The sequence below is a fragment of the Clostridium sp. HMP27 genome, from assembly GCF_000765165.1.
In the GTDB taxonomy this organism is placed as follows: Bacteria; Bacillota; Clostridia; order Clostridiales; family Clostridiaceae; genus Clostridium_AK.
The window spans coordinates 79293-98562 of the sequence record NZ_JMFY01000019.1; the positions used below are offsets into that span (position 1 = coordinate 79293).

Here is a 19270-nt window from a genome sequence, read left to right on the forward strand (position 1 = left end):
GAGGTAACTACTGCAGAAGAGCTAAAAGCAGTAGTTAAAACTGATCATGTTTGTGGTGAATACAAAAACAACTATCGTAGTGCTGATAATTTTGTTGAATCTGTTGTAGCTGTTATGGATTGCGATAATGACCATTCGGAGAATAAGGGGGAATGGGTTACACCTGAAAAGATAGATAAAATGCTACCAGATGTTTCTTATGCCATTGCACCAAGTCGTAATCATATGAAACAAAAGGATGATAAAACTGCAAGACCAAGGTTTCATGTGTATTTCCTTATTAATCCATGCAAAGATGCCATGGATTATGTGAAGCTAAAAAGAAGGATACAAAAAGCTTTTCCATTCTTTGATGATAATGCCTTAGACGCAGCTCGTTTTATATTTGGTGCTGATTGTGATGAGGTTGTATGGCATGACGGATGGGAGACTATAGAGGAAGAACTGCCTGAGCTTCAAGAGGATGCTGAAACAATAGCAGGCTTCTCTATTCCAGAAGGAAGAAGAAACACTACACTATCTCGCTTTGCAGGAAGGGTGGTTAAACGCTATGGTGCTACAGAAAAGGCACATAAGATTTTCCTTGATGAGGCAAAAAAGTGTGACCCACCTATGGAGGATGAGGAGCTTACTACTATATGGAATAGTGCTGTGAAATTTGCTAAGAAGGTAGAATCGCAAGAAGGGTATGTTGCTCCAAATGATTTTAATGATGACTTTATAGGAGAGTCCCTAAAGCCTTCAGATTTCTCTGATATAGGGCAGGCAAAGGTTTTAGCTCGAGAATATGGGGATGAACTTTGTTACACAGATGCCACAGACTACCTTCGATTTAATGGGGAGTATTGGGTGGAATCAAAGCAGCAGGCTGTTGGAGCAATGGAGGAATTCCTGGATTTACAGCTTGCAGATGCTTTGGATGAAGTGCAGAGAGGCATGGACGCTGTTGTGGCAGCCGGAGCATCAGAAGATGAAGTTAAAGCAGGAGGTAAAAAGTTTGAAAACTCGCTGCAGGGTGACCAGTTGGTGGCATATCGTACTTATCTATCTGCAATAGCATACAGATCCTTTGTCATGAAACGCCGTGATATGAAATATGTAACGAGTGCCTTACAGGCTGCAAAGCCGATGCTTTCTATCAGTGTAAGTGATTTGGATAAGGATGAGTTTCTTCTAAATACACCCGGTGCAACTTATCATTTGAAAGATGGACTTACTGGAATGCACGAGCCTGATGCCATGGATTATATCACAAAACAGACCTCAGTCACTCCAGGAGATAACGGCAAGCAGTTGTGGCTGGATGCACTTGATACCTTCTTCTGCAGTGATCAGGAGCTGATTGATTATGTACAGCAGATTGTAGGACTTGCATCCATAGGAAAGGTGTATGTGGAGGCTCTCATCATTTCTTATGGCGAAGGCCGTAACGGTAAATCTACTTTTTGGAACACTATCTCAAGAGTTCTTGGTACCTACAGTGGTTCTATGTCAGCTGATGCATTGACCGTTGGATGCAAGAGAAATGTTAAACCAGAGATGGCAGAACTTAAAGGCAAACGCCTTATAATAGCTGCTGAATTGGAAGAAGGTATGAGGCTGAATACTTCCGTCATTAAACAGCTTTGTTCCACAGATGAAGTTATGGCAGAGAAGAAGTATAAGGACCCCTTCAAATATGTGCCAAGCCATACACTTGTGCTATACACGAACCACCTGCCAAGAGTAGGAGCTAATGATGAAGGAACCTGGCGTAGATTAATTGTTATTCCTTTCAATGCAAAGATTGAAGGAAATAGCGATATCAAGAACTATACAGATTATCTAGTTCAAAATGCTGGCTCCTATGTATTAGCTTGGATTATTGAAGGTGCACAGAAGGTTATTGCAAATGGCTTTAAATTAAAACTTCCATCTTGTGTAGAAAATGCGATTAATCATTATCGTGCTAATAATGACTGGCTTGGAGCATTTCTTGATGAGTGTTGTGAACTCGATTCTGCTTATAAGCAGAAGTCTGGAGAGTTCTACCAGGAATATCGTGCCTACTGTTTGAGAACAGGAGAATACACAAGAAGTACCACAGACTTTTATACTGCTCTTGAGATTTTAGGTCTGAATCGTAAAAGATTATCAAATGGATCGTTTATTAATGGGGTGCGCCTTAAAAACACAGATTTTATAGAGTAATTTCAGTGATATGTAGGTCATTAATGGTCAAAATCTAAACTTTTCTTAAATGAAGAAATTGTAAAAATGTATGTCTACTATAGTCATATATAAAAAGTCCCTATAGCAAAAAAATATAAAAATATCATATAAGAAGAGTTTAGGATATGACCACAGTAGACCTGCACAATATTATTTTTGATGGAGGTTCGAATGAGAGAAAAGGTCATAGAAAAGAAGTTAGTAATGGAAGTTAAAAAGCGTGGTGGTATCTGTCCAAAGTTCACGTCACCTGGTTTTGATGGAATGCCCGACCGCTTAGTCTTATTGCCATATGGGAAGATTGCGTTTGTAGAGGTAAAGGCTCCTTTGAAAAAACCAAGACCGCTTCAGCTTGCAAGACACAAATTACTTCGTGAGTTAGGCTTTCAGGTATTTGTCATTGATGAGGAAGAACAAATTGGAGGGATCCTTGATGAAATACAATCCACATGATTATCAGCAGTATACAATCAACTACATTCTGAATCATCCAATAGCAGCTGTCCTGCTTGATATGGGTTTAGGAAAAACAAGTATCACTCTAACAGCATTGGAGGCTTTATTGTTTGACTACTTTGAAGTCCATAAGGTCTTGATTGTTGCCCCCCTACGTGTTGCAAGAAATACATGGTCATCAGAAATTGAGAAATGGGAGCATCTAAAGGATTTGAAATATTCTATAGTAGTTGGTATAGAGGCTGAAAGGTTATCAGCATTAAAGAAACAGGCAGATATTTACATCATTAACCGTGAAAATATCCAATGGCTTGTTGAAAAAAGTGGAGTCCCTTTTGATTTTGATATGTTAGTTGTTGATGAATTATCATCCTTTAAAAATTGGCAGTCGAAGAGATTTCGTTCCCTTATGAAGGTCAGACCAAAGGTTAAAAGAATAATTGGCTTAACAGGAACTCCGAGCAGTAACGGATACATGGATTTATTTGCCGAGTTCCGTCTCCTTGATATGGGAGAGAGACTTGGACGGTTCATTGGTCAGTACCGTAATGCCTATTTCAAGCCAGATAAGATGAATGGTCCCATAGTTTACAGTTACAAATTACTACCCGGTGCGAAACAGCAGATTTACAACAAAATATCAGATATTACGATTTCTATGAAAGCTACTGAACATTTGAGCATGCCTGAGCTTGTGAATTGTAATTATGAAGTGTATCTGGATAAAAAGGAAAAGGAGCGATATGAGAAATTGAAAAAAGACCTAGTATTGCAACTGCCAGATGGTGAAATTACAGCTGCAAATGCGGCATCTCTTTCAGGGAAGTTATGTCAGATGGCAAATGGAGCAATTTATACTGATGATGAAACAGTGCTTAAAATTCATGATAAAAAACTTGATGCACTGGAGGATATCGTGGAGGCTGCCAATGGCAAACCGATATTACTGATTTACTGGTTTAGGCATGATTTAGATAGAATAGCTGAAAGACTAAATAAACTTGAGGTTTCATTTGCAAAACTTGATTCTGATGCAAGTATTGGTAAATGGAATAATGGAGAAATCCCTGTTGCATTACTTCATCCGATGAGTGGTGGACACGGGTTAAACTTACAAAGCGGTGGTTCCACAATAGTGTGGTTTGGTATGACCTGGTCACTGGAACTGTATCAACAAACTGTAGCAAGGTTGTGGAGACAGGGACAGACAGCAAATACCGTTGTGGTACAGCACATAGTTGCTAAAGGCACGATTGATGAGAGAATTTTAAAGGCATTAGCCCAAAAAGATAATACACAGTCCGCATTAATCGATGCTGTAAAGGCAAGTCTGTAAATCTGAGACAATCAGAGTCAATCCGAGGAAAGTAAAATTCTTAATCGGAGGTACTGCTTATGAATAAAAATAATATACAAGTCCAGCTCACTATTAACGAGGATGGATTTTTTAATCTGGCAGGGGCTATAATTCTACAAGCTGTAAAGGATTATAGGGGTGCCTTAAAGACACTTAAAAAATATCCTTATAGTATTGAGGCCAATAAAATGAAATCTAATGTGGAGCGTTTCTTTCGTTCAAGGTGGTATTCGGAATTAACAAACATTGACGGAAAAATGTTGATTAAGAAGCTGCGAGATGAGGTGAAATGATTATGAAGGCAAAGGAATATTTAAGTCAGGCTTATCGCCTCGACCAGAGAATAAATAGCAAGATTGAACAGGTATCATCTTTAAATGACCTTGCTACAAGAGCAACATCCACGATATCGGGAATGCCACATAATCCAAATCGTGCGATTTCCACAATGGCCAATGCTGTGGAGAAGATTATAGACCTTCAGACAGAGATTAACCAAGATATTGACAAATTGGTGGATTTGAAGCATGAAATTGTGAGAACCATAAAGGCAATTCAAAATCCAGAGTATCAAACTCTTTTAGAAAAGCGTTACCTGTGCTTTATGCAGTGGGAGCAAATTGCTGTTGATATGAACTACAGTATTGATAATGTATTTAAGGTACATAAGAAAGCATTAAATTATGTGATTGTACCAAAAACATTACAGTAAAGTACAGAGAAAGACAGTAAGATATTATGATAGTATTAGAATAGAGAAAAAATAAACCAAGCCTTGTAGGGTTTTACCTGCAGGGCTTTCTTTATACCCAAAAACAAGGAGGTGACAAGTGATGCCAAGAAAACCAAAGAGACCATGTTCTCATCCAAGCTGTCCTAACTTAACTGATGGGAGGTTTTGCAAGGAACATGAAAAGATAGATAACCAACGCTACGAGAAGTATAGCCGTGAGCCAGCTGTACGCCGTAGGTATGGCAGAGCGTGGAAGAGAATACGTGACAGCTATATTTCACAGCACCCACTGTGTGAGGAGTGTGAAAGAAGCGGAAGGCTAACAAAGGCTGAGGAAGTCCATCATATACTTCCCTTGTCTCGTGGAGGTACTCATGAGAGGAGTAATCTTATGGCTTTGTGTAAGTCTTGTCACTCTGCTATTACTGCCAGGGATGGCGATAGATGGAATAGAGGCTGATGGACTAGCACCCTAGGGGCGGTAGGAATCTCTAGGACTACCCCACTGGGGAACGGGCGGGGGGTCACACACACAAAAATTGCAGTTCAAACGGGGGATTAAACCAAGTAAGGATAAGAAAGGGGTGAAAAATGTGGCCAAAGACGGAACAAACAGGGGTGGCAGACGGGTTCGTGCAGGAGATAAACAGATACCTCTTTCAGATAAAATCACAAAAGGTAAGGCAGCAAAAATATTAGAAGTACCAAACCTACAACCTGAAACAATATTTGAGGTTGATGAGCTAGATGGTGCTGAAACTTTGAATGGTGAGGATATGCCAAGTCCAAGTGACTACCTTAGTTCAAAGCAAAGGGATGGCAAACCACTTGGAGCGGATTTATTATTTACTGAAACTTGGAAATGGCTAAAAGATAGAGGGTGCGAGAAGTTTGTTAATCCAAGACTTATTGAATCCTATGCCCAAGCCTTTACAAGATACATCCAATGTGAGGAAGCTATTAGCACTTATGGACTTTTAGGAAAACACCCTACAACAGGTGGTGCAATTGCCAGTCCTTTTGTGCAGATGAGTCAATCTTTTTTAAAGCAAGCAAATTTATTGTGGTATGAAATCTTTGATATTGTTAAGCAAAACTGTACCACAGCATTTGTTGGAAATCCTCAAGATGATATTATGGAGGCACTTTTATCGGGGAGAAAGGGAAGATAAAAATGGAGAAGCAAGCTTTTATGAAACAACTTAATGAAAATAAAAATATATTAACCAAACAGCAATATAAGACCTTAAGGGGGCAGGCAGTAGCAGGAGATGTTGTTGGTGCAAATAAGGGGCTTATAAAATTACTAAGACGGGGGTGATTAATTTGGAGAAAGAAAATAAATTTACACAAGAAATGCAACAAGTGGAGATATCAAAACTTGTGCCATATGCAAATAACTCAAGAACCCATAATGAAAAACAAATAAAAAAGTTACAATCAAGTCTTAGAGAATTTGGTTTTGTAAATCCAATCTTAATCGATAGAGATTTTAATATTATAGCAGGACATGGTAGAGTTCTAGCAGCTAAAGAAGATGGAATGAAAAGTGTACCTTGTGTCTTTGTTGACCATTTAACTGAGGCACAAAAGAAAGCTTATATTATTGCAGATAATAGACTTGCTGAAGATGCAGGATGGGATAAAGATTTATTATCCATAGAACTTGAGAATTTAAAGGAGCTTGACTTTGATATCGACCTTTTAGGATTTGATGCAGCTGAATTAAATACACTTTTAAATTCAGCAGATGAGATACAGGAAGATGATTTTAATGTTGATGAAGAACTTAAAAACCCTACCATTACAAAACAAGGTGATTTGTGGATTTTAGGAAGACACCGTCTTTTATGCGGAGATAGTACAAAATCAGAAACCTATGAAAAATTGATGGGCGGTAAGAAGGCAAATTTAATAGTTACCGACCCACCATATAACGTAAAATACGAAGGCACTGCAGGAAAGATACAAAACGATAATCTTTCAGCAGATGCCTTTTTTAATTTCCTTTTTGATAGCTTTACCAGCATGGAAAAGGCATTAGCTAGTGATGGTTCCATTTACGTTTTTCATGCTGATACAGAAGGACTTAACTTTAGAAAAGCTTTTGCAGATAGCGGGTTTTATTTAAGTGGTACTTGCATTTGGAAGAAGCAAAGTCTTGTATTAGGCAGAAGTCCTTACCAATGGCAGCATGAGCCAGTTTTATTTGGATGGAAGAAATCGGGTAAACATCAATGGTATTCGGATAGAAAACAAACTACCATATGGGAATTTGATAGACCAAGTAAAAATGCAGATCATCCAACGATGAAACCTGTGGCTCTTATTGCTTACCCAATTCAAAATTCAAGTTTAACAAACTCAATAGTTCTTGACCCATTTGGTGGAAGTGGTTCAACTCTTATAGCTTGTGAGCAAACAGATAGAATCTGCTGTACTGTTGAACTTGATGAGAAGTTTTGTGATGTTATTGTAAAAAGATATATTGAACAGGTTTCAAGTGATGAAGGTGTATTTTTAATAAGAGATGGTAAACAAGTGCCTTATAATGAGGTGGTTAAAGATGAGTAATCTTACCCTTGGCTCGCTCTTTGATGGTAGTGGAGGCTTTCCTTTAGGAGGCTTGATTTCTGGTATTACTCCCTTATGGGCATCAGAAATTGAGCCTTTTCCTATTCGTGTAACATCCAAACGAATGCCTAAGGTAAAGCACTTAGGTGATATCAGTACTATTAACGGTGCTGAAATAGAACCAGTAGATATTATTACATTTGGCTCACCTTGCACTGATATGTCTGTAGCAGGTAAGAGGGCAGGACTTGAGGGAGAACAATCCGTCCTTTTTTATGAGGCCATTAGAATTATTAAAGAAATGAGGTGTGCTACAAATGGCAACTATCCAAGATTTATCCTGTGGGAGAATGTGCCGGGAGCATTCTCCTCAAACAAAGGAGAGGATTTCAAAGCAGTTCTTGAAAGTATCGCAAAAGTCAAAGATGAAACCTTATCTATTCCTAAACCTAAAAAGTGGCTTAACGCAGGAGAGATATTGGGAAGAGATTACTCCATTGCATGGAGAACTCTCGATGCACAATACTTTGGAGTTCCCCAACGAAGAAAACGTATCTACCTTGTCGCAGATTTTACAGGTAGGTGTGCCGGAAAAATATTATTTGAGTCCGAAGGCTTGTCAGGGTATTCTCAGAAGAGCATCAAGCCGTGGCAAGGAGCTACCGGAAGTACTGAGGTTTGCTTTGGAGAGGCAAGCACTCTTGTTTTAAATGACCAAGGTGGTCAACGTATGGATGTACTTGATAATAAGACATCAACACTTAGGGCAAAGGCTAATCACCCACCATGTGTTATGTTTGAAAACCATAGCCAAGATACTCGTTACAATGGGCCTTTGGATGTTGCACCCACAGTTTCTGCAACCTATGGAACTGGAGGGAACAATCAGCCTTTTGTAACTACGGAAATAGATACTCCTAAAACTCTTAAAATACGTAGTGGCTGCGAAGGCGGAGGTAAAGGTGCATTAATACAGGATAATAAATCTGCAACTTTATCATGTAATAATGATCAGTCAGTATTTGTTCCAATGGCATACGGAATATGCTCAGATGGCAGTAACTCCATGAAATCAAGCAATCCTCATAGTGGTATTTATAAAACTGATACCTCAAGAACTATTGACGGAAATGGTGGCAACCCATCTTGTAACCAGGGTGGGATAGCAGTTGTAGAAAGCTATTCTCTGCAAGGATCTATGATCGGGCGTAAAGATGAAAATGGGCCTAATGGAGATGGTATTAACGAAGATGTATCTTTTACTCTTAATGCCACTGATAGACACGCAGTTTTTTCTATGACAACTGGTGAATTTATGCAGGTGAATAAGGAAACTGCACCGACACTATGTTCAAGAGATTATAAAGATCCATCTATAGTAACACAGCCTTGTTATTCTATCGATAGAGAAACTTTTAACTGCGGAAAGAACTTTGCAAGAAATCTTGGAATTAAAGAAGATGGTATTGCAGCAACTTTAAATGCACAAGGTCCATCAGCAGTTGCTTGGAATGGAGAAAATGTATCTCCAACACTTACGGTAAATAATGCAGGCGGCAATCAGAGAATGCCTGATAAGGGAAACTTCACTTCAGTAGTAGAACCTAATTATACGGTTAGAAGGCTTACCCCAAAGGAATGTGGTAGGCTTCAAGGTTTCCCAGACTTTTGGTGTAGTGACCTTGGCACAGGAACTCCTACAAAAAAAGATATTGCCTTTTGGACAGATGTCTTTGAAACCCATAGAAAAATTATAGGAAAATCTACAAAGCCAAAAACTGAAAAGCAAATTATAAAGTGGCTTAAGGATCCTCACTCAGATTCAGCAGAATATAAAATGTGGGGGAATGGTGTGGCACTTCCTTGTGTTTGTATGGTACTTTCAGGAATTGCTTATTACGCAGAAAATAATGATGATTAATTTACATTATCAACTTGCTATTATGTGATTTTAGAGTCATATATAGATTACCAAAAAACACAAGGAGGCAAGGAGTATGGATAATAAAAAAAGGCAAGTAAAAGCACTTTTTGGAAGGAAGATTTTCAATTTAGAAGAACTAAAGGAGTTAACAGAGCTGGCACTTAAAGCAGGTGATAAGCCTAAAAACTACACAATAAACAGAGAAGTTGAACTTGGGAGTAGTGAGTTTCAAGAGTTTATATCAAACTTCTTAATAGACCAACCTTGGATTGAAAAAGAGGACATCTGCATTAGAGTTAAAAATAAGGAAACAGGAGAAACAATACTTGTAGATCCTCAAGGTTATGAATATCCAAGGTATGTTTCATTAGAAATTGAGTAATGGGAAAAAGGGTACAACAACCGTTTTCTTGCTTCTAAAAGAAAAGTTAGTTTAAGTACATTATTAACTTGCTATTATGTGCCTTTAGAGTGATATATGTAAGTACCAAAAAATAAGGAGGTACTTCAAAATGGAAGTTAAATTTAATAAAGAGGGCAAAGACCGTAAGGATTTAGTTAAAACAATTAGTGAAATAACAGGTGTTAAAAGTAAATATAAAGGTGCGCCAACCTTTAGTTACCAAATTGATTATTTCACAGTAGACAAGGAAGGCACACTTATTTTTGATGATAGAGCAGATAGTAATGAGATTAAAACATTGCTTGAGAAACTTGCTGAAAAAGGCTTTGTGGCGGAAACAACTGAAGAATCAAAGGAACATACCAATACTACAGAAGAAGGGTCACAAAGCGAAACTGTAGGGCTAACGGTGGCAATGCCTGCCACCTACTTTGTAGATGATGCCTTGGAAAATTTACAGCACATTATCGAGGCAAAAGGAAACTTAATCAAAAAAGCACTAGGATTAAACAGCCTTCCAATTTTCAAGGATGATGATAAAGTTTCCTTTCCTTGGTTCTCATTCATGCCTGAGGACAGCGAAACAGTTAAAGCCTATACACATTTCATTTACAGCATTTGTGAAATGGCAAGAAACCAGAAACGCATCAGCCCAAGAGAAAAGGAAGTGGACAATGAGAAATACGCATTTCGCTGTTTCCTCCTTCGATTAGGCTTTATCGGTGATGAGTACAAGAAGGAACGCAAGATTCTCCTTCAGAACCTCACAGGTTCATCAGCTTTCAAGGGAGGTGCTAGGAATGAAGTTTCTGAGTAAAGAAATAGTTCAAATGCTCCGCAAGAAGTATCCGGCAGGCACAAGGGTAGAACTTGTGGAGATGGATGACATCCAAGCACCTCCAATGGGAACAAAGGGTACAGTTTGGGGCGTTGATGATACAGGATCAATAATGGTGCAGTGGGATAATGGTTCTGGACTCCATGTTATTTATGGGGTCGATAAATGCAAGAAGATTAATGAGGAGAACTGCAATGGATAGAAGGGCAAGAGAACAAATCCTCAAAGTGCGTGATACAGGCATTACTAATATGTTTGACCTTCCAGCAGTTCAAAAGATAGCCCACGAACTTAGGTTTAACGAACTAGTAATTTTTATAGAAGAACATAGTAAAGAGTATGTGAAGTTTATCCTTACAGGTGAGGAATAAGACAATAAACACATGGGATAGCCCTTTATGGGCGGTTTCTAGTTGTACATGATTTTTAGATTGCTGATAGTAGTCCTTTTTTTATTATGACATATATCATTTCACATTAATTTCACATTCAAATTGACATTAACATTAACATATTTTTGATTTGTGAATAGTATAATACTATATAAGTAATTTTTCATTTACGGAGGGATTCATGTATAAACCAGAAACAAGGTTCAGATTTTTCCATGAGAAGAAAGAGAGAGAGTTGCAGAATCTACTACCACTGGAAAAGATATCAGAGGACACTAAAGTACCACTGGACATTGTGAAGTTGATGTCACTCAGTCATATTAAGGACATAAGCAGTATTCCAATTGGTGATATTTGCAAAGTTGCCGACTATCTAGATGCTAACTTTCATAATTTTATATTTATACCTGGCGAAACACCAAAAGGTATAGCTAAAGTTGTAGATGATCATGACGAATTATTTAAGCCTTATACCCAATCCCATTGCGAGAATAGTAATCAGTTCAGAATCGCCATAGATAAAGCTAAGTATAGACAAGAGTATTACGCTGTTGATGGACTGATTAATGCAATTGCTAATTTAGTTGATAATAATCCTAATGTTAAGGTAGGAGTAGTTCAAAATGTGTGCATAAAGCTTCAAAACGATAATGTCCTAGTAAGGTTTTTTGTGAAGGATAATAAAGTATTTATAAAAAGAGTACTTTTTGGGAATGCAATTGGTAATGATAAGCTTGGTTTATATAAGAAGATTTATGACCAGTTCAAAACTGTGACTGGTAAAGATAGCGTTGAAGAACAAAGCGATGTTGATACTCTTGTATCAATAATTAATAATAATATACCAGCAGCTAAAGCCTTAAGCCAAGGGACTCAGGCACCATCAATATCATCAGCTACATCAACAACAGCATTAACTCCAGTTGCTACTACGACTCCAACATCAAATTCGGTTCCAATTTCTACTCCGACACCATAAAGCATTATACTTATACAATATAAATTGTTATTGAGCGCAATTAGATACAAGTTTTACCCAGGAGCTATTTTATAGTAGCTCCTTTTTTAACGCAAAGAAAGGAAGGTGACAGCTTATGAGAAAGTTAAAAAAATATAAACCAACAAAGTTTAAGGCAAAGGATAGTATCTATAGCAAAGAACACGCAGATTATGCTGTTGCCTTTATTGAGGCTCTTTGTCATACCAAAGGTACATGGTCAGGTAAAAAGTTTGATCTTATAGATTGGCAAGAACAGATTATTCGTGATATTTTTGGTACACTAAAACGTAATGGTTACAGGCAGTTTAATACTGCATATATTGAAATTCCTAAAAAGCAAGGTAAATCAGAACTTGCAGCTGCAGTGGCACTACTTTTATGCTGTGGTGATTTTGAAGAAAGAGCTGAGGTTTATGGTTGTGCAGCTGACCGCCAACAGGCATCTATCGTATTTGAGGTAGCTGCTGATATGGTGCGTATGTGTCCTGCGCTTAGTAAAAGAGTTAAAATTCTAGCATCTCAAAAGAGAATAATTTATAAACCTACAAATAGTTTTTATCAAGTTTTATCAGCAGAGGCTTATTCCAAACACGGATTTAATATACACGGGGTCGTGTTCGATGAATTGCACACGCAGCCTAATAGGAAGCTGTTCGATGTTATGACAAAGGGTTCTGGAGATGCCCGTATGCAGCCACTGTATTTCCTTATTACAACAGCTGGAACTGATACAAAGTCTATCTGCTATGAAACCCATCAGAAAGCGAAAGATATCCTAGAGGGAAGAAAAGTAGACTCCACATTTTATCCTGTAATTTATGGAGCAGATGAATCTGATGACTGGACAGATCCTAAGGTTTGGAAGAAAGCTAATCCTTCCATTGGTATAACAGTTGGTATTGATAAAGTAAAGGCTGCTTGTGAATCTGCAAAGCAGAACCCTGCCGAGGAGAATTCTTTTAGACAGCTTAGACTTAATCAGTGGGTGAAACAGGCTGTTCGTTGGATGCCTATGGATAAATGGGATGCTTGCTCTTTTAAAGTAGATGAAGAATCCTTGAAAGGGCGCGTTTGCTACGGTGGTTTAGACCTTTCCAGTACAACTGACATTACAGCCTTTGTGCTAGTATTTCCTCCAGTGGATGAGGATGATAAATTCTGTGTACTGCCTTACTTTTGGATACCAGAAGAAACTATAGACCTTAGAGTAAAGCGTGATCATGTTACCTATGATGTATGGGAAAGGCAAGGATATCTTCAAACTACAGAAGGAAATGTAGTGCATTATGGCTTTATTGAAAAGTTTATTGAAAAGCTTGGTGAGAAGTACAACATCCGTGAAATAGCCTTTGACCGCTGGGGCGCAGTTCAGATGGTACAAAACCTTGAGGGTATGGGTTTTACTGTTGTGCCATTTGGTCAAGGTTTTAAGGATATGAGTCCACCAACAAAGGAATTAATGAAACTGACACTAGAGCAGAAACTTGCACACGGTGGCCATCCTGTTCTTAGATGGATGATGGATAACATCTTCATTAGAACAGACCCTGCCGGAAACATCAAGGCAGACAAAGAAAAATCAACTGAAAAAATAGATGGTGCTATAGCAACGATAATGGCTCTTGATAGAGCGATTCGCTGTGGTAATGAGGCCGGTGCTTCTGTTTATGATGACAGGGGCATTTTGTTTATTTAGGGGGGAATGATGTTTTATGAATATATTAAGCAGTTTATTTAAATCCAGAGATAAACCTACAAACAGAACAGCAGGAAGTGCATATAGTTTCTTTTTAGGAGGTACAACTTCAGGAAAACCTGTAACTGAAAGAACCGCAATGCAAATGACTGCTGTATATTCTTGTGTGAGAATTTTAGCAGAGGCAGTGGCAGGGTTACCTCTTCATTTATATGAGTATACCGATAATGGCGGCAAGGAAAAGGCTATTAAAAATCCACTGTATTTTCTTTTGCATGATGAGCCAAACCCTGAAATGACCTCCTTTGTATTTCGTGAAACATTAATGACTCATTTACTTTTATGGGGTAATGCTTATGCACAGATTATTAGAAATGGTAAAGGTGAAGTAGTGGCATTATATCCTCTAATGCCCAACCGGATGACAGTAGATAGAGATGAGACGGGACAGCTTTATTATAGCTATATGACAAATAAAGAGGAGACTCCTACAATGAAAGGAAGTACGGTAAAACTGTACCCTTCAGATGTACTTCATATTCCTGGTCTTGGATTTGATGGACTTGTAGGATATTCTCCAATCGCCATGGCAAAGAATGCGATCGGTATGGCAATTGCCTGCGAGGAATATGGAGCCAAGTTCTTTGCAAATGGTGCGGCACCGGGTGGTGTGCTAGAACATCCTGGAACATTAAAAGATCCTACTCGTGTAAGGGAAAGTTGGAATGCAACTTTTGGTGGTAGCAGTAATTCAAGCAAGGTAGCTGTCCTTGAAGAAGGAATGAAATATACACCAATTTCCATTTCTCCAGAGCAGGCACAATTTCTTGAAACAAGGAAATTTCAAATCAATGAAATCGCTAGAATTTTTAGGGTGCCGCCACATATGGTCGGTGACCTTGAAAAGTCTAGCTTTTCTAATATAGAACAGCAGTCTTTGGAGTTTGTGAAGTATACTCTTGACCCTTGGGTATCAAGGTGGGAACAAGCAATGGTACGTTCTCTACTTTCACCTAGTGATAAAAGGAAGTATTTCATCAAGTTCAATGTAGATGGCCTTTTGAGGGGTGATTATCAGAGCCGTATGAATGGGTATGCCACTGCAAGACAAAATGGTTGGATGAGTGCAAATGACATTAGGGAACTTGAAAATCTAGACCTTATTCCCAAAGAGCTAGGTGGAGATTTATATCTAATTAACGGAAATATGACAAAGCTGAATGATGCAGGAATATTTGCTAACAAAAACAATTTAGGAATGGAGGAATCCAAGTGAGGAAATTTTGGAACTGGGTCAAGGATGAAAATTCTGATACCAGAACTTTATACCTTAACGGTGCAATTGCAGAAGAAAGCTGGTTTGATGATGAAGTAACTCCAAAAGCATTTAAGGCAGAACTTTTAAGCGGAGAAGGGGATATCACTCTATGGATAAACAGTCCCGGAGGAGATTGCATTGCTGCTAGTCAGATTTATTCAATGCTTATGGATTACAAAGGCAATATAACTGTAAAGATTGACGGTATTGCAGCATCAGCTGCAAGTGTTATCGCTATGGCAGGTACTAATGTACTTATGGCACCTACTGCACTAATGATGATTCACAACCCACTTACAGTTGCCATTGGAGATAGTGAGGAAATGCAAAAGGCCATTGATATGCTTTCTGAAGTTAAGGAAAGTATCATCAATGCTTATGAAATTAAGACCTCTTTATCTCGTGTAAAGTTATCTAATCTTATGGATGCAGAAACGTGGCTAAATGCTAATAAGGCATTGGAACTTGGTTTTGCAGATGGGATTTTAAAGGATGAGAAAAAGACAAAGTTATCTGATGATATGACCTATGCCTTTAGTAGAAAAGCAGTAACCAACTCATTACTTGATAAAATGATAGTTAAAAAAGATGCTAAAACAAATAAAAATCAAACATCAATCGAGACGCTAAAAGAGCGTCTTAAATTTATTTAGGGAGGAATTTCAATATGAATAAACTTATGGAATTATATGAAAAGCGTAATAAGGCAGTAGCAGATGCAAGGGCATTTCTTGATAATAAAAGAAATGAAAGTGATGTGCTTTTAGAAGAAGATAATGCTACTTACACAAAAATGGAGAATAATATCATGGCTTTAACTAAGGAAATTGAAAGGGAAAGTAGACTAACAGCAATTGATGCTGAAATGTCAAAGCCTACAAGCAGTCCTATTCTTAGTAACCCTACAAAGCCACAAACAAATGAACAGCCTAAAACAGGAGTTGCAACAGATGAATATAAGGATTCTATGTTAAATGCACTTCGCTCTAATTTCAGAAGAGTTAATAATATACTTCAAGAAGGTGTTGATGCAGATGGAGGATATCTTGTTCCTGAAGAATATGATACCCGTTTAATTGAAGGATTAACAGAAGAAAATATTATGAGAAAACTTTCAACTATAATTAAAACCGGTGCTGAAAGAAAAATTAATATCGGAGCATCTACACCAGCAGCAGCTTGGATTGATGAAGGTGGAGCATTAACATTTGGGGATGCTAAGTTTGAACAAATTAACCTTGATGCACATAAACTTCACGTTGCAGTTAAAGTAACAGAAGAACTTCTTTATGATAATGTATTTAATCTTGAAACATATATCTTAAACAAGTTTGCAAAGGCACTAGCAAATGCAGAAGAAGATGCTTTCCTAAATGGAGATGGAATTGGAAAGCCACTAGGTATTTTTGCAGCAACAGGTGGTGGTCAAGTTGGTGTAACATCTGGTAGTGCCACTACAATTACTGCAGATGAGGTACTCAATTTAATTTATTCATTAAAGCGTCCTTATAGAAAAAATGCTGTATTTATTATAAATGATCAGACACTTGCAATTCTTAGGAAATTAAAGGATGGGAATGGAGCATATATATGGCAACCATCTTATCAAGTAGGAGAACCGGATAGTTTACTTGGTTACCCTGTTTACACCTCAGCTTATGTTCCAACAGTTGCAGCAGGAAACCCTGTAATAGCGTTTGGGGACTTTAGCTACTATAATATTGGTGATAGAGGTTCTCGTTCTTTTGCAGAACTTAAAGAACTATTTGCAGGTAATGGCATGGTTGGTTTTGTAGCTAAAGAGCGTGTGGATGGTAGACTTGTTCTTCCAGAAGCAGTACAGATTCTCAAAATGAAAGCTTAATGGAGGTGCAGTATGAGTTATACATCGAAAAATTATAGCGAACAAGGTGGGGATAAATGGGTTATAGGTGGAGCTTTGAAAATAAATGAAGATGCTATTGTAGAAGGGTTTCCTATGGCTGAAAATCAAGTAGAAAGTACAGCTACTACTATTGAAAATTTAAAAAATGATTTCAATGCTCTGCTTACAAAACTTAAAGTAGCAGGTCTTATGGAAGTGGAATAAAGTGAGGTGATGGGTGTATGGTAGTAACACTTGAAGAGACAAAACTGTATTTAAGAATAGATGGTGATGAGGAAAATACACTCATCACTAATTTTATTTTTACAGCTGAAGAAATCTGTGAAGATATATTAAGATATCCCTTATCTGAATTTGAGGAAGTGCCACAGGTAGTAAGGCAAGCAGTCCTTTATGCGGTAGCCAATATGTATGAAAAAAGGGAAGGAACATATTATCAGAAAAATGAAAATGTCAGTATTTCAGATACAATTAATGTAATGAAATTAATACTCGGAAATCTTCGCAAGGAAAGCTGGTGATTTTATGGATATTGGTGAATTGAGGCATAGAATTACTTTTCAAAAATTAACTGCTAATACCAACGAGAATGGTTTTGAGATGGAAGATTGGCAAGATTACAAGACGGTATGGGCTGCAATTACAAATCTTCATGGTAGAGAATACTTTGAAGCTGCAGCGGTTAAAGAAGAGAATACTGTTAAATTTACAATAAGGTATGTACCAAATATCGAACCAACAATGAGGATTCTTTTTAAGGGAAAACAGTACAATATAAACTCCATAGATAATATCAAATATAAAAACAAATATATTGAAATTAGTGCTTTGGAGGTTGAGAATAGTGGCTAACATAGAACTTACAGGTGTTGATGAGATATTAAACAAGCTTCAACAGATAGGTGCAAATGTAGGAAGACTTGAAAACAAAGCACTAAAAAATGCAGCAGAGCCTGTACTTGAGGATGCAAAGGGAACAAATGCATTTAATGATAGAAGTGGTAATCTTAGAGAGGGTCTTAAGATAAGTAATGTAAAAAAGAAAGATGGATCAAAATATATTCTTGTAGGTGTAGATAAGGGAGATAATTCAAAGATATTTTACGATAAATTCTTGGAATTTGGAACTTCTAAAATGCCTGCAAGACCTTTTTTACAACCAGCTTATGAGAAAAATAAAAATACAATACAGAAAACTATAGCTGAAACTTTGAAGGAGGGCTTGAAGTGATAAACAATAAAGTAATTGAAGCTTTAAAATCTCTCAATGTACCGGTTTCATTTCAAAAGTACAACGGAAAAGAAAGCACATATATAACCTTTTTCAATTATTTAGAACAAGGTGAGCAGTATGCTGACAATGAAGAAAAATCTACAGGTTATTATATTCAAATAGATATATGGAGTAAAAGTGATTATACAGAGCTTATAGAAAATGTGAAAAATGCTATGGAGGCCGCAGGGTTTATAAGAACTTCTGCGGCTGATTTATTTGAAAGTGATACAAAGATATATCATAAAGCAATTAGATTTTTTTATTTAAATTAGAAGAATGGGGGTAATAATCTATGTCAGGAATAGTGAACAGTGCTCCTATAGGAGTAGAAAATTTAGTTTATGCAGTTTTAACAGATGAAGCAACAATAACTTATGGTACACCAGAATTAATTTCACCAGCAATAAATGTAAAAATAAGTCCTAAGAGTAACTCGGATACTCTATATGCTGATAATAGAGCAGTTGAAACAGTTTCAAGTATGGGTGAGGTAGATGTGGAGATTGAAATTCAAGATTTGCCTTTAGAAGTACAAGCAGTTTTACTTGGACATACATTAGATGCTACAAGTAAAGTAATGAGTTATGAAGCTGATGATATAGCACCTTATGTAGCTATTGGCTTTAAGATAAAGAAAGCTAATGGAAAGTACAGATATGTTTGGCTTCTTAAGGGTAAATTTAGTGAACCAGAAGAAGAACATTCAACACAGGAAGATAAAACAAAATTCCAAACACCTAAACTAAAAGGTACATTTCTTACAAGAGCAGATGGTAAGTGGAAGTACACTGCAGATGAAGATAGTGGATTTACAGGTGGGGCTACTTGGTTTACCAATGTATATGCTCCAGTAGCTTAATATTAAGGATGGGAGGTATAGAATTTGGAATTAGTATTGAACGATAAGATCTATGTAATGCCTAAGGTGAAAACAAGAATGCTTAGAAAAGCAATAGAGGTAAATGAAAATGTAGACTTCAATAATCTAAAAACAAAGGATTTAGATGGCTTAGTTGATTTTGTGGTTGAGTTATACGGGAATAAATTCAGCAGAGATGATTTTTATGATGGACTTGATGCAGATAAGCTTATAGAAACTCTTAATGACAGCATAAATGGAATAGTAGGAACTATGGGAAGTAAATTGGAGGAATTCCCAAACAAGTAAGCGGAGATAGTGATAAAAAGCTATCTCCGCTTGATTTTA

At 37.4% G+C, this 19270-nt stretch carries 26 protein-coding genes; all 26 read left to right on the forward strand.

Annotation, left to right across the window (positions count from 1 at the left end; translation table 11 throughout):
• Positions 1–114 precede the first annotated feature (114 nt).
• Positions 115–2190, forward strand: coding sequence for a phage/plasmid primase, P4 family (locus DP68_RS11235; RefSeq protein WP_363330956.1), 2076 nt, complete (start codon positions 115–117; stop codon positions 2188–2190).
• A gap of 192 nt (positions 2191–2382) precedes the next feature.
• The gene (locus tag DP68_RS11240; protein ID WP_035309533.1) at positions 2383–2664 is read left to right on the forward strand and encodes a VRR-NUC domain-containing protein; all 282 of its coding nucleotides are present in this window, start codon (positions 2383–2385) and stop codon (positions 2662–2664) included.
• Positions 2645–4003, forward strand: a complete 1359-nt coding sequence (locus tag DP68_RS11245) for a DEAD/DEAH box helicase (protein WP_035309535.1) — start codon at positions 2645–2647, stop codon at positions 4001–4003. Before DP68_RS11240 ends, DP68_RS11245 begins: the two co-directional genes overlap by 20 nt.
• A gap of 59 nt (positions 4004–4062) precedes the next feature.
• Positions 4063–4317, forward strand: a complete 255-nt coding sequence (locus tag DP68_RS11250; protein ID WP_052085766.1) for a hypothetical protein — start codon at positions 4063–4065, stop codon at positions 4315–4317.
• Between the two features lie 2 nt (positions 4318–4319).
• Positions 4320–4736, forward strand: a complete 417-nt coding sequence (locus DP68_RS11255; RefSeq protein WP_035309537.1) for a DUF1492 domain-containing protein — start codon at positions 4320–4322, stop codon at positions 4734–4736.
• A gap of 121 nt (positions 4737–4857) precedes the next feature.
• Positions 4858–5217, forward strand: a complete 360-nt coding sequence (locus DP68_RS11260) for an HNH endonuclease (RefSeq protein WP_035309538.1) — start codon at positions 4858–4860, stop codon at positions 5215–5217.
• A 133-nt stretch (positions 5218–5350) separates the two neighbouring features.
• Complete coding sequence (locus tag DP68_RS11265) at positions 5351–5929, forward strand: P27 family phage terminase small subunit (RefSeq protein ID WP_035309540.1); 579 nt, start codon at positions 5351–5353, stop codon at positions 5927–5929.
• 2 nt (positions 5930–5931) lie between these two features.
• Positions 5932–6078 carry a hypothetical protein gene (locus DP68_RS19620; RefSeq protein ID WP_291548738.1) on the forward strand — a complete coding sequence of 49 codons (147 nt, stop codon included), beginning with the start codon at positions 5932–5934 and terminating at the stop codon, positions 6076–6078.
• A 35-nt stretch (positions 6079–6113) separates the two neighbouring features.
• Positions 6114–7331: a site-specific DNA-methyltransferase gene (locus DP68_RS11270; RefSeq protein ID WP_035309615.1), complete on the forward strand. Its 1218-nt coding sequence runs from the start codon at positions 6114–6116 to the stop codon at positions 7329–7331.
• Positions 7324–9252 (forward strand): DNA cytosine methyltransferase, encoded by a 1929-nt coding sequence (locus DP68_RS11275; RefSeq protein WP_035309541.1) that lies wholly within the window; start codon positions 7324–7326, stop codon positions 9250–9252. The genes DP68_RS11270 and DP68_RS11275 overlap by 8 nt, the downstream gene beginning before the upstream one ends.
• A 76-nt stretch (positions 9253–9328) precedes the next feature.
• A complete protein-coding gene (locus DP68_RS11280; RefSeq protein ID WP_035309543.1) occupies positions 9329–9637 on the forward strand; it encodes a hypothetical protein in 309 nt (102 codons plus the stop codon).
• A gap of 130 nt (positions 9638–9767) precedes the next feature.
• Complete coding sequence (locus DP68_RS11285; protein ID WP_035309545.1) at positions 9768–10475, forward strand: virulence protein; 708 nt, start codon at positions 9768–9770, stop codon at positions 10473–10475.
• A complete protein-coding gene (locus DP68_RS11290) occupies positions 10459–10698 on the forward strand; it encodes a DUF4314 domain-containing protein (RefSeq protein ID WP_035309547.1) in 240 nt (79 codons plus the stop codon). Before DP68_RS11285 ends, DP68_RS11290 begins: the two co-directional genes overlap by 17 nt.
• Complete coding sequence (locus DP68_RS11295) at positions 10691–10867, forward strand: DUF5049 domain-containing protein (RefSeq protein ID WP_035309548.1); 177 nt, start codon at positions 10691–10693, stop codon at positions 10865–10867. The genes DP68_RS11290 and DP68_RS11295 overlap by 8 nt, the downstream gene beginning before the upstream one ends.
• A gap of 202 nt (positions 10868–11069) precedes the next feature.
• Entirely contained in the window at positions 11070–11867 is a 798-nt protein-coding gene (locus tag DP68_RS11300; protein WP_035309551.1) for a hypothetical protein, read from the forward strand.
• 115 nt (positions 11868–11982) lie between these two features.
• Positions 11983–13584, forward strand: coding sequence for a terminase TerL endonuclease subunit (locus DP68_RS11305; RefSeq protein WP_035309552.1), 1602 nt, complete (start codon positions 11983–11985; stop codon positions 13582–13584).
• A 16-nt stretch (positions 13585–13600) separates the two neighbouring features.
• Entirely contained in the window at positions 13601–14860 is a 1260-nt protein-coding gene (locus DP68_RS11310; protein WP_035309555.1) for a phage portal protein, read from the forward strand.
• The gene (locus tag DP68_RS11315) at positions 14857–15555 is read left to right on the forward strand and encodes a head maturation protease, ClpP-related (RefSeq protein WP_035309557.1); all 699 of its coding nucleotides are present in this window, start codon (positions 14857–14859) and stop codon (positions 15553–15555) included. Before DP68_RS11310 ends, DP68_RS11315 begins: the two co-directional genes overlap by 4 nt.
• 14 nt (positions 15556–15569) lie before the next feature.
• The gene (locus DP68_RS11320; RefSeq protein WP_035309559.1) at positions 15570–16766 is read left to right on the forward strand and encodes a phage major capsid protein; all 1197 of its coding nucleotides are present in this window, start codon (positions 15570–15572) and stop codon (positions 16764–16766) included.
• A gap of 12 nt (positions 16767–16778) precedes the next feature.
• Complete coding sequence (locus DP68_RS11325; protein WP_035309561.1) at positions 16779–16991, forward strand: Head fiber protein; 213 nt, start codon at positions 16779–16781, stop codon at positions 16989–16991.
• Positions 16992–17008: 17 nt separating this feature from the next.
• Positions 17009–17308 (forward strand): head-tail connector protein, encoded by a 300-nt coding sequence (locus tag DP68_RS11330; protein ID WP_035309563.1) that lies wholly within the window; start codon positions 17009–17011, stop codon positions 17306–17308.
• Between the two features lie 4 nt (positions 17309–17312).
• On the forward strand, positions 17313–17639 hold the full coding sequence (locus DP68_RS11335) for a phage head closure protein (protein ID WP_035309565.1): 327 nt from the start codon (positions 17313–17315) through the stop codon (positions 17637–17639).
• Positions 17632–18018: an HK97-gp10 family putative phage morphogenesis protein gene (locus DP68_RS11340; protein ID WP_035309566.1), complete on the forward strand. Its 387-nt coding sequence runs from the start codon at positions 17632–17634 to the stop codon at positions 18016–18018. The genes DP68_RS11335 and DP68_RS11340 overlap by 8 nt, the downstream gene beginning before the upstream one ends.
• Entirely contained in the window at positions 18015–18335 is a 321-nt protein-coding gene (locus DP68_RS11345; RefSeq protein WP_035309568.1) for a hypothetical protein, read from the forward strand. Before DP68_RS11340 ends, DP68_RS11345 begins: the two co-directional genes overlap by 4 nt.
• Before the next feature lie 20 nt (positions 18336–18355).
• Positions 18356–18922, forward strand: coding sequence for a major tail protein (locus DP68_RS11350; protein ID WP_035309569.1), 567 nt, complete (start codon positions 18356–18358; stop codon positions 18920–18922).
• 24 nt (positions 18923–18946) lie between these two features.
• Positions 18947–19231: a hypothetical protein gene (locus tag DP68_RS11355; protein ID WP_035309570.1), complete on the forward strand. Its 285-nt coding sequence runs from the start codon at positions 18947–18949 to the stop codon at positions 19229–19231.
• Positions 19232–19270: the final 39 nt, after the last annotated feature.